General features: G+C 70.9%; 1 protein-coding gene. It reads left to right on the forward strand.

Going from position 1 to position 1,288, the window contains the following annotated elements:
- The first annotated feature begins 434 nt into the window (after positions 1–434).
- Positions 435–1,259 carry a GNAT family N-acetyltransferase gene (locus tag D7V80_RS10155; RefSeq protein WP_120587960.1) on the forward strand — a complete coding sequence of 275 codons (825 nt, stop codon included), beginning with the start codon at positions 435–437 and terminating at the stop codon, positions 1,257–1,259.
- Positions 1,260–1,288 lie beyond the last annotated feature (29 nt).

Here is a 1,288-nt window from a genome sequence, read left to right on the forward strand (position 1 = left end):
GACCGAGCAGCGCGAGGCGTTCTATCCGGAAGCCGTCCGACTGCTGCACCGCTTGCGGCGCTCAGGACGGCTCAGTCTGCTTGCGCCTCGCGCTACCCCCTGACAGGACTTACTTCCCCTGGCTTAGAGCGCGAGCCGCTGGATGCCATTGCCAGGCAGGGCTCGTGAGCAGGCCTGCTTGCCTCCAGCAGGCCGCCAATCCCTACGCCACGAGCGCCGGTCCGTGCTCGGCCCACTCCTCGTCTGTGAAACGCGGCGCGGGAGGGGCTGGGCACACGGGCCCTGCGCACCGTGTTCGACATGGTCTCCACCTACGTGCCCGAGCAGGTGCGGCTGCTGGGGCCCGGGGTCCGGGACACGCGGAGCCTGGGCGACGGTCTGGGGAGTATCTGCGCGCACTGACGCGGAGGCCCGGCCCGGTGTAAATGGGGCGGATGAACGACGTGAACCTGGTGGAGATTGCCCGGCGGTTTGAACGCAAGCTGGCCACCTCCGCGGTGGCGCTTTCGACGGCCTCCGCGCCGCTCGCGGACGGCTGGATGACGTTCGGCGGCGTGGGGTCCTACATCAACAAGTCGTCCGGCTACGGCTTCGATCGTGACGTCACGGACGCGGAGCTGGACGCGCTGGTGGACTTCTTCGCGTCGCGTGGCGTGGAGCCCAAGGCGGAGCTGAGCCCCTTCGCGCCCCAGTCCCTGCTGAAGGGGCTGGCGGACCGGGGCTTCGTGCTGCGCGAGTTCGAGACGGTGCTGTACCGGACGCTGCAGGCGGGAGAGGACCTGTCGCGGCTGGTCCAGGGCACTCCCGCCGGGCTGCGCGTCGAGCGGGTGGACCCGTCCGACGACGTGGCGGTGCGCAGGTTCGTGGAGGTCGCCGGCAGCGGCTTCGTCCCGGAAGGCGAGTCGATGTCGGAGGTCTTCTGGGAGATGGGCCTGAAGGCCGCGCGCAACCCCAGCTCGGACTCGTATGTCGCGTGGATTGATGGCGTGGCCGCGGGGGCCGGGAGCTGCGAGGTGGGCGACGGGCTCACGTCCCTGTTCGGCACGTCCGTGCTGCCGGCGTACCGGCGGCGCGGCGTGCAGCAGGCTCTCATCGCCGCGCGGTTGGCGCGGGGGCTGGAGAAGGGCAGTGATCTGGCGGCCATCATGTCCTCGCCGGGCATCCCCACGGAGCGCAACGCCATGCGCCTGGGCTTCCAGATGGCCTACTCCCGCGTCGTGCTGGTGAAGCCCGGCGCGGGGCTGGTGCCGTCACCCTGAGCGGGTAGGGCGCCATGGATGGGGCGCGG

It is taken from the genome of Corallococcus sp. CA054B (genome assembly GCF_003611625.1).
In the GTDB taxonomy this organism is placed as follows: Bacteria; Myxococcota; Myxococcia; order Myxococcales; family Myxococcaceae; genus Corallococcus; species Corallococcus coralloides.

Bases quoted from the DNA above. Each gene is read 5' to 3' on its own strand.
- D7V80_RS10155 (WP_120587960.1), top strand. From the start codon at position 435: ATGAACGACGTGAACCTGGTGGAGATTGCCCGGCGGTTTGAACGCAAG.